This window comes from Bacillus sp. AFS041924 (assembly GCF_002577195.1).
Taxonomy (GTDB): Bacteria; Bacillota; Bacilli; order Bacillales; family Bacillaceae_G; genus Gottfriedia.
The window spans coordinates 1-9,057 of record NZ_NULG01000150.1 but is presented as its reverse complement, the minus strand read 5'-3'; the positions used below and the strand labels follow the sequence as shown (position 1 = coordinate 9,057).

10 protein-coding genes and 1 riboswitch are annotated in these 9,057 nt (G+C 32.6%); all 10 genes read left to right on the top strand.

Features of this window, described 5'->3' with window-relative positions:
- Positions 1 to 174: 174 nt before the first annotated feature.
- Positions 175 to 1,470: an arsenic transporter gene (locus COC46_RS21670; protein ID WP_098811962.1), complete on the top strand. Its 1,296-nt coding sequence runs from the start codon at positions 175 to 177 to the stop codon at positions 1,468 to 1,470.
- Between the two features lie 291 nt (positions 1,471 to 1,761).
- The gene (locus COC46_RS21665; RefSeq protein ID WP_098811961.1) at positions 1,762 to 1,950 is read left to right on the top strand and encodes a hypothetical protein; all 189 of its coding nucleotides are present in this window, start codon (positions 1,762 to 1,764) and stop codon (positions 1,948 to 1,950) included.
- A gap of 107 nt (positions 1,951 to 2,057) precedes the next feature.
- A complete protein-coding gene (locus tag COC46_RS22985) occupies positions 2,058 to 2,189 on the top strand; it encodes a hypothetical protein (RefSeq protein WP_255295000.1) in 132 nt (43 codons plus the stop codon).
- A gap of 165 nt (positions 2,190 to 2,354) precedes the next feature.
- Positions 2,355 to 2,543 carry a hypothetical protein gene (locus COC46_RS21660; protein ID WP_098811960.1) on the top strand — a complete coding sequence of 63 codons (189 nt, stop codon included), beginning with the start codon at positions 2,355 to 2,357 and terminating at the stop codon, positions 2,541 to 2,543.
- Positions 2,544 to 2,714: 171 nt separating this feature from the next.
- Positions 2,715 to 2,850, top strand: a riboswitch (cyclic di-AMP (ydaO/yuaA leader).
- A 79-nt stretch (positions 2,851 to 2,929) separates the two neighbouring features.
- A complete protein-coding gene (locus COC46_RS21655) occupies positions 2,930 to 4,834 on the top strand; it encodes an APC family permease (RefSeq protein WP_098811959.1) in 1,905 nt (634 codons plus the stop codon).
- 537 nt (positions 4,835 to 5,371) lie between these two features.
- A complete protein-coding gene (ltrA, locus tag COC46_RS21645) occupies positions 5,372 to 6,649 on the top strand; it encodes a group II intron reverse transcriptase/maturase (RefSeq protein ID WP_098811957.1) in 1,278 nt (425 codons plus the stop codon).
- 443 nt (positions 6,650 to 7,092) lie between these two features.
- The gene (locus COC46_RS21640) at positions 7,093 to 7,533 is read left to right on the top strand and encodes a ferritin family protein (RefSeq protein ID WP_098811956.1); all 441 of its coding nucleotides are present in this window, start codon (positions 7,093 to 7,095) and stop codon (positions 7,531 to 7,533) included.
- A 212-nt stretch (positions 7,534 to 7,745) separates the two neighbouring features.
- Entirely contained in the window at positions 7,746 to 7,904 is a 159-nt protein-coding gene (locus COC46_RS22430; RefSeq protein ID WP_176545249.1) for a hypothetical protein, read from the top strand.
- 13 nt (positions 7,905 to 7,917) lie between these two features.
- Entirely contained in the window at positions 7,918 to 8,283 is a 366-nt protein-coding gene (locus COC46_RS23210; protein WP_369700081.1) for a hypothetical protein, read from the top strand.
- Positions 8,244 to 8,567, top strand: a complete 324-nt coding sequence (locus tag COC46_RS23205) for a lipase family protein (protein WP_369700082.1) — start codon at positions 8,244 to 8,246, stop codon at positions 8,565 to 8,567. Before COC46_RS23210 ends, COC46_RS23205 begins: the two co-directional genes overlap by 40 nt.
- Positions 8,568 to 9,057 lie beyond the last annotated feature (490 nt).

Below are 9,057 nucleotides of genomic sequence, written 5' to 3'. Positions count from 1 at the left end.
TTTCAACAGCATGAAGACAACTAAGTAAATTTAGTTGTCTTTTTTATAGATTTATCAGTAAAGTAACATTTCATTACTCGTGGAATAATGAAAAAAATTCAATGTATCTTTAACAAAAAGACTGTAATATAATTATTCAGTCTAAATAAAAAACTTGAAAGGCTGTATTGTTAATTGGTTTCAATTATTCTTGCATTATTCATTTTTATCATCACTCTTATTTTAGTTATTTGGCAACCGAAAAATATTTCAATTGGATGGATCGCAACTGGAGGAGCAGTCTTATCTTTATTGTTAGGTCTAGTTGATTTTCATGATGTCGTTATCGTAACAAGTATTGTTTGGAATGCAACATTTGCATTAATAGCTGTCATTATTATTTCATTGATTTTAGATGAAATTGGCTTTTTTGAATGGGCTGCATTACATATGGTAAGTGCCGCGAGTGGAAACGGGATTAAGATGTTTATATACATAAATATTCTTGGAGCATTTGTTACCGCTTTTTTTACGAATGATGGCGGAGCGCTAATTCTTACGCCAATCATATTAGCTATGGTACGTAGCCTGAAATTAGATGAAAAGATGGTATTTCCATTTATTATTGCTAGCGGGTTTATATCAGATACTACATCAATTCCTTTTATTGTAAGTAATTTAGTGAACATTATTACTGCAGATTATTTTAAAATTGGCTTTTTAGAGTATACGAGTAAAATGATGATTCCAAATATCTTTTCGCTAGTTTCTAGTATTTTGGTGCTTTATTTTTATTTTAGAAAGGTTATTCCGAAAAACTATGATCTTGCGAATTTGAAGGTTCCAAAGGATGCAATAAAAGATAAAAAAATGTTTTATATATCTTGGTTAGTACTTTTGTTATTATTAGCAGGTTACTTTATCGGTGAATTAATTCATGTTCCAGTTTCGTTTATTGCTGGGGTAGCGGCTATTATCTTTTTATTTTTGGGGAAAAGAAGTAAAGCTGTTAATACGAAAAAAGTTTTAAAAGATGCGCCATGGACAATTGTAGTGTTTTCAATTGGGATGTATATAGTTGTTTATACATTGAAGAATGTTGGTTTAACAGATGGATTAGGTCAAATAATTCATTCTGTTGCTCATCAAGGTTTATTAATAGCAACAGTAGGTATGGGTTTTATCTCTGCAATACTTTCTGCTATTATGAATAATCTACCGACAGTTATGATTGCATCACTAGCTATTGAAAATACAAATACAACTGGACTTATTAAAGAAGGATTGATTTATGCAAATGTAATCGGTTCGGATTTAGGACCAAAGATGACGCCAATCGGATCCCTTGCTACATTATTATGGCTACATGTATTATCACAAAAAGGCATAAAAATTTCTTATCGCACTTATTTAAATATCGGAATTATTTTAACGATTCCAGTGTTAATCATTACATTATTAGGTTTATATATTAGTTTGAAAATACATTAATAAATTATTCCTTACCTATTAAGACAACTATTTTTTTTAGTTGTCTTTCTTTCTATTTTATTCTCGTCAACTATTCCAAAATAGCTAATAATTATGTAAACGATTACCAAAAACTAAGCTTTAAAAATCGGTTATTACAAGTAATCGTTTACATAAATTATTCCAAAAAACACCAATTGACGAGTGATTTTTATCATGATAAAGTTGGTCTTACGTTTAAAAACGAACGTCAAACCACGGCCAAGAGGTCATGGTTTTTTTATATGAAAAAAAGCGAAAGGAGAAGTCGAAATGAAGAAAGTAATTTTATCTTTAGTAGTTGGATGTGGATTTTCTATTTTACTGACAGGGTACGAAACGAATAAGTCAGAAGTTAATAAAAAGATCTCAACGTTTAATCAAACTGAGGTACAAAACATGTTAACAAACATCGTTACAGTTGATAAGACACAAGAGATCGTATGGAATCAAGCACGCTAAAATCGTGAATTTTCCATCGTGATGGTCTTACGTTTAAAAAAACGTCAAACCACGGCCAAAGGGTCATGGTTTTTTTATATGAAAAAAATTTGAGAGGAGAAAACAAAATGAAAAAAGTAATTTTATCATTAGTAGTTGGATGTGGATTTTCGATTTTATTAAGGGATACGAATCCAACAAATCAGAAGTTAATAAAGAGATCTCTATGTTTAATCAATCAGAGGTACAAAACGTGTTAACAAACATGGTAGTAGCTAGTACATCACAAGAGATCGTATGGAATCAAGCGCGCTAATTAGTCGTCAATTTTCCTTATAGTTGGTCTTACGTTTAAAAACGAACGTCGAACCACGACCATAGGTCATGGTTTTTTTATTTGGAAAAATAGAGAGGAGAAAGGCAAAATGAAGAAAGTAATTTTATCATTAGTAGTTGGATGTGGATTTTCGATTTTACTGACAGGGTACGAAACGAATATGTCAGAAACTAATACAAAGAACTCAACGTTTAATCAAACAGAAGTACAAAATGTGTTAACAAATATGATAGTAACCGGCAAGTCACAACAAATCGAATGGAATCAAGTACGATAAGTAGAACAGGACATAGGAAATGCACGGCTTAGGGATCAAATAACACTGATTCTTTAAGTGTACTTAATTTGTGATTTTAAAATTTTTTAATGTAAATTTAAGAAAAAGTCTCTTTACAAAATTAACTTGAAGTTATATATTTACATTTAAATTCTATATTTTTCTAATTCATAACCATAATTGCTTAATCTTATTAAGAGCGGGGGAACCATTTCTTTATTGGGGTGAATCCTTTTTTGTTAAAGGTAGGGGTATTCTTTAATCCCGAATCCGACAGCTAACCTCGTAAGCATTTAAAGAAGGGGGTTTATTTAGTATTGTTTTTAAACACTAAGTAAAGCTTAGTGTTTTTTTGTATGCTTTTTTTTAGAAAAGGGGAGAAATTTATGCAACATCCGTCCGATTATATAGAATTTGGACTATTTGTTTTAGCGATTTTTGGAATTTATTACTCGATTGCAAATTTTAACAGTGTAAAACGAGTTTTTATTGGTCGACCTATGAGAACGGCAGAGATCCATGCTCAGCATAATAAACTGATTTGGTTCATCGCTTTGCCGATTCTTGCAGCCGATTTGTATTCATCTGTTTCTTATGGACCAGAGGCAGGTATGACTGAGTTGATTGCTCTTGGGGGAAAAGCACATTGGTATATCATACCGATTACAATAGCAACTGTTCTTTTATTAGGGATTCTTATTCTTTCATATATTATGGGGATTTTAGCTTATCCTAGTGGAGGTGGAGCATATGCCATTGCAAAAGATAATTTTAAGCCTCGATGGGTTTCACTCGTTGCTTCAAGCTCATTACTTGTAGATTATATTTTAACTGTTGCGGTTTCAGTTTCTGCTGCGCTTGAAGCTGTGTCATCCGCATATCCAGCTGTTGCGCCTTATGAAACGGTTTTAGCGATTTTTTGTGTATTTTCGTTATTAATTGTAAATCTTCGTGGGGTTGCAGAATCTGCAAAAATCTTTGCCTGGCCAACATTTGGGTTCATGATTTGTATGTTACTTTTGATTTTTACGGGATTCTTTGATGAATTCCAAAATGGATTTGTTCAGCATCATACACCTACGTTTGGTACAGTTCCACAAGGATTAAGTATTTTAATTGTATTGAAAGCATTTAGTTCGGCATGTTCTGCTTTAACGGGGATAGAAACAATTTCAAATGCAGTACCTGTTTTTAGAGAACCTCGTCAGAAAAATGCGATTAAAACATATATAGCTTTAGGAGTAATTACTTCAATTACACTTTTAGGATTTGCATATCATTTATATGTAAATGGAATTTCACCGAATCCGAATGATACGATGCTATCTCAGTTAATAAAGGTATATTTCGGACACGGAATTTTGTATCAAGTTATGATTTGGTTCACATTTATCATCTTAATTTTGGCAGCTAACTCGACTTTTACAGGATTTTCTCAGTTAGCAGCAATTGTAGCAGAAGACGGCTACTTACCTAGAGGATTTACAAACAGAGGAGATCGTTTAGGTTACTCAAATGGTATTATTGCACTTGCTGCAGCAGCTAGTATCTTAATTATTGCATTCCAAGCTCATACAAATGCGTTGATTCCACTGTACGCAATCGGTGTATTTTTATCTTTTACAATTGCTCAATTAGGTTTAACAAGAAGATGGAAACGAGTTAAGGGTGCGAAATGGCAAGTGAAATTAGCAATAAATATTATAGGATTAATTGTAACATCCGTTGTTACTATCATATTTGCGGTTACAAAATTTGTTGATGGTGCTTGGGTTGTATTAGTCGTAATTCCAACAATGATTCTCTTCTCTTTAGCAATTTATAAACATTATCAAAATGTAGCAAGTGAATTACGAATCGATTTAAGTTCTTTTAAACCTGAAGCAAATAAAGTCGTAACAGTTGTATTAGTTTCAGGTACTCATCGAGTTGTTCATAATACACTATCATTTGCAAAAGGTATTGCAAATGAACCAATAGCTGTCTATGTTGGATTTGATGATGAATCAATTGACAGAATGGAAGAAAAATGGGAAGAATGGGGTAATCCATGTCGCTTAGTAGTTCTAAAAAGCCCTTATCGTTCAGTACTTGCACCACTTTCAAGATTCATTAAATTAATAGAAGGAAACGAGCCAGATAGTCATGTTCAAATTGTGATTCCACAATTTATTCCTAAAAAATGGTGGCATAATCTCCTTCATAATCAAACTGCACTTTTACTTCGACTTTGGTTGATTAGTCAAAAAGATGTAGTAATTACGACGGTTCCATATCATTTGAGAAAATAGTAAGAAAGCAAGCATGAAATTTTTTAGTTTCATGCTTTTTATGTGTGCCAGGCATGTTCATCAACTTGACGGTGAAAGTCCGTTATGGGCGTTGAGATATGCGAACCATTAGTTGAAGGCAAGGGTGTTCATGGTGACATGAAATCTGAAGGAAGCCCTAGACAAAATCTCGGTCTGAGGTACACGAATCACATTCGAGGTTCTTATTTTAGGATGAGTCTGCATAACAAGATAAAGTCCAAAATATCTCTAGATAAAATAGGAATAAATGTGGCAGACAAATGAGATGAAAGTGGATGAACTTACCCTGGGAGATCTCTTAATAACCCAATGGGAACTTTCTTAGTGATAAGAAACTGAGTTAAGAGAAGTCAGCAGACGTCATAGTATCAACAAATGTTGAGAAGGACTGAACGAAAGGAGTGACCATGAAAATGGAAGTTTACATAGGAATGATGACACAGCCAACCTTAAAAAGGACTGATGGTTTACGAAACGTTCGGAAAACGTGGGAGAAACCATTAGCGTGGAGTTCCTATGCGCAAACCTACTCATGGAGACAATATGGAATTAATCAATCGAATCACCAGTAGAGATAATCTCAATATGGCTTTTAAAAAGGTTAAGAAAAACAAAGGTGCAGCAGGAGTCGATGAGAAAGATATAGAAGCTACACGAATCTACTTAAAAGAACATAGCGAAGAAATTATCGAAAGAATACGAAGTGGAAAATACAAACCACAGGCAGTAAGAAGGGTAAATATACCGAAACCAAGTGGAGGAACACGAAAATTAGGGATACCAACTATAACTGACCGAGTGATTCAACAGGCGGTTGTACAAGTGCTGACACCAATTTTTGATGTTCAATTTAGTGAATTTAGTTATGGTTTCAGACCAAATAAAAGCGCTCATCAAGCAATCGAACAAGCAAGACGCTACGTGGAAGAGGGATATACCTACGTAGTAGATATTGACTTAGAAAAATTCTTTGACCGAGTTCAACATGACAAACTGATGTCAATTATTTATAAGACAATCTCTGATAAACCAACACTCAAATTAATTCGAAGGTTCCTTCAAGCAGGCATAATGGAGAATGGGACAATACAAGCGAATCATGAAGGTACACCACAAGGAGGACCACTTAGTCCATTATTGAGCAATATTATCCTAAACGAATTGGATAGAGAGCTGGAGAAACGAGGACTTCGATTTGTGCGTTATGCAGATGACAGTAATATTTACGTGAAAAGTCAAAAGGCTGGCGAACGAGTGAAAAAAGGTGTCAGTGAATTCATCGAAAAGAAGTTGAAATTAAAGGTAAATGAGGAAAAAAGCGCAGTGGGAAAGCCGAAAGCACGTATATTTTTGGGAGTCAGTATTTATAACATGTGGGGAAAAACGAGAATATATGTGCCGAAGCAAACAAAGAAACGACTTGAAACAAAACTAAAGAAACTAACCAACCGCAACTGGGGAGTAAGTATGGAATATCGGATAGAGAAAATAAACCAACTCCTTCAAGGGTGGGGGAATTATTTTAAAATTGGAGATATCCAAAAATATGCCAGAAAGATTGATAGGCATACCCGAAGAAGATTAAGAGCATGTCGATGGAAGGAATGGAAGAAGACATCAACCAAATACCGAAATCTGAAAAGGCTGGGGATAAATGCCAATAAAGCATGGAGATGTGCCAATTCAAGGAAAGGTTACTGGCGCACCTCTAATAATCCAACTCTAGATTATGCCTTAAATAATAACTACTGGAAAGAACTAAAATTAAAATGTTTAAGTGAGATAATTTCATAAACTTTCGAACCGCCGTATACGGAACCGTACGTACGGTGGTGTGAGAGGTCGGGGGCTAGCCGCCCCCTCCTACTCGATTTGAATTATCAAAGTAATTGAAAAAAATCCTTTTTAAATTTATTAAAACGATTATCATTTGTAGGTCTCAGAAAAAATAAAAATATGTTGGAAAAGCTTGTATACCCTTTGCAGAAATACTTGGTGAGGATTTAGCAAAACAAATTACGAATTGAATCAGCAAAATAATTTAAGTTAGGGGAAATAAAGTCTTGAATAAGCTCTATTTTATTTATAAGTTGACAAAAATGGTTAAAAATTTTATTTTCTGAGGATTCGTCATCATTAAAAAATATTCTTAATATCTAAGAATGGGTCATACAATATACGAGGTATAAATTTAAGTGTAACTTAACCTAATTTAATTAAATAATAAGGGTGATGTTATGTATTTTTATCAAAGTTATGGTGATTTGTATAGAGATCAAAAATTAATTAATGAAATTGAAAAGGCGATAAATGGTGAATATTCAGCAATTAGTTGCTATACAAAATTAGCGAATTTAGCAAAGGATAAAAATGAACGCAAAATAATTTTAGAAATAAAAGAGGATGAAATTAAACATTACAACCAATTTGTATCGATCTATACAAGCTTAACAGGAAAACTACCACAGGCTAAAGTTTCAGAAAATTGTCCGGATACCTACATTGAAGGTTTAGAGTTTGCACTAAAGGATGAGCAAGAAACAGTGGATTTTTATTTAAGTATTTCAGATGGGACATCAAATCAATTCATAAAAAATGCTTTTAATAGAGCAGCAAAAGATGAGCAAAATCATGCAGTATGGTTTCTTTATTTTTTTACGAAAAATAAATTAGGTTAGTTTTAGGACATGATTCATTAGAATGGAAAAACATACTTCGAAAACTCCATCTCCAAATTCACAAAATTTAAATGAAGAAGTATGGAGCTTTATATCCGCACCATCATTACATCCAATGAAGGTAAAGATAAATGTGAATTGTTTATGCATCATGGAACGGTTCAACTGAAACTGTCGCGTGGCAAGTTCTGTCTGGACATTCTTATAACCAAATGAAAATAGTTAAAAGTAGTATTCCACGCAAAGGATTTGAGACAAAAATTAAAGTAAATTCAGTTGGTCTATATTTCCAATTAAAAGAATTGAATGAATCTGGGCAAGTACTTGGTATTTCAAAAATTGTTCATAAAAAAGATAAAGCTACAATGTAGGAGAGGGTGAGAAATGAATCCCTCAGGAAAAAGAAATAATTTGATTAGCGAAGAGGCTATATTGCTCGCTGCATTTAGCTATCAAACCTATTTGCTATTCTTTAATGGAACAATTACTTTACCAAAAGGCTTCGAGCTTATGTATATTATTCATGCTGATGTAAATATAGAGAATCCTACAAATGAAGTATTTGGTTTTATTGCTGAATCAAAGAAGCAGAACATAATCGCTTTTAGAGGATCCGCTTCTTATCCTACAGACCTTATTGCAGCATATGACATACTTCAAGTAGATTATTTGTTGAAAAGAGTGGTAAAACTTCTAGAGGCTTTACATGTATATATCAATCTACAAGAAACAAATTATTTAAAGAATTAAACAAACTCTCAAAGAACAAAAAGCTATTGATTACTGGCCATAACTATGGTGGTGCATTGGCAATATTAGCTACATTAGATATTGCAGTGAATTCAAAATTTAAGAATGCTTCAGTGTATACGTTTGGCTGTCCTCGTGTTGGAGATCCTGATTTTGCTTACCGATTTAATCAAGAGGTAAAAGATAGCAGTAGAATTGTTAATATTCATGATTCGTTTCAACTTTCCCAGAGAAAATATATCCTCCACCGTTTACAGTTAAAGGTTTATATTATCGGCATGTAAATAATATGTATCCTGTTAATTTTCAACTAAATAGTATAGCCCGTAATCATTATATCGGCTGCTACTTTAATACAATAAGTAGGTTATATCCTGAATTTACTTCTGCTTTATGTTCTAATAATCCTAGCTTTTGTCCAAGTACAAAAATAGGTACTCCTTATAATGGAAACTGTAATGAAAAGAACTAAAAAATTATAGAAGTTAAATCAATTTTAAGTGTTTCATAGATTTGATTTTTCGTTTATTGAAGGATATGGATTATGTAATCTAGGGAACACTTCAGAAATTTATAGAATCATAAAAAACTATCAATCTTTTTTTCCTTAAAGTTTGATAGTTTTTTTATGTATAAATTGGAATTTTTTAATTTTTAAAATTTTTCAATAAAAAACCTAGAATTCTGCAAAATTCCCCCAAATATAAACAAATTTAAAATTTTTATGATTTAACTTTGTTTATATTTAAAAATTAGGTCTTTATTAATCTTATC

Bases quoted from the DNA above. Each gene is read 5' to 3' on its own strand.
- COC46_RS21665 (WP_098811961.1), top strand. From the start codon at position 1,762: ATGAAGAAAGTAATTTTATCTTTAGTAGTTGGATGTGGATTTTCTATT.
- COC46_RS22985 (WP_255295000.1), top strand. From the start codon at position 2,058: ATGAAAAAAGTAATTTTATCATTAGTAGTTGGATGTGGATTTTCGATT.
- COC46_RS21660 (WP_098811960.1), top strand. From the start codon at position 2,355: ATGAAGAAAGTAATTTTATCATTAGTAGTTGGATGTGGATTTTCGATT.
- COC46_RS21655 (WP_098811959.1), top strand. From the start codon at position 2,930: ATGCAACATCCGTCCGATTATATAGAATTTGGACTATTTGTTTTAGCG.
- ltrA (WP_098811957.1), top strand. From the start codon at position 5,372: ATGCGCAAACCTACTCATGGAGACAATATGGAATTAATCAATCGAATC.
- COC46_RS21640 (WP_098811956.1), top strand. From the start codon at position 7,093: ATGTATTTTTATCAAAGTTATGGTGATTTGTATAGAGATCAAAAATTA.
- COC46_RS22430 (WP_176545249.1), top strand. From the start codon at position 7,746: ATGAAAATAGTTAAAAGTAGTATTCCACGCAAAGGATTTGAGACAAAA.
- COC46_RS23210 (WP_369700081.1), top strand. From the start codon at position 7,918: ATGAATCCCTCAGGAAAAAGAAATAATTTGATTAGCGAAGAGGCTATA.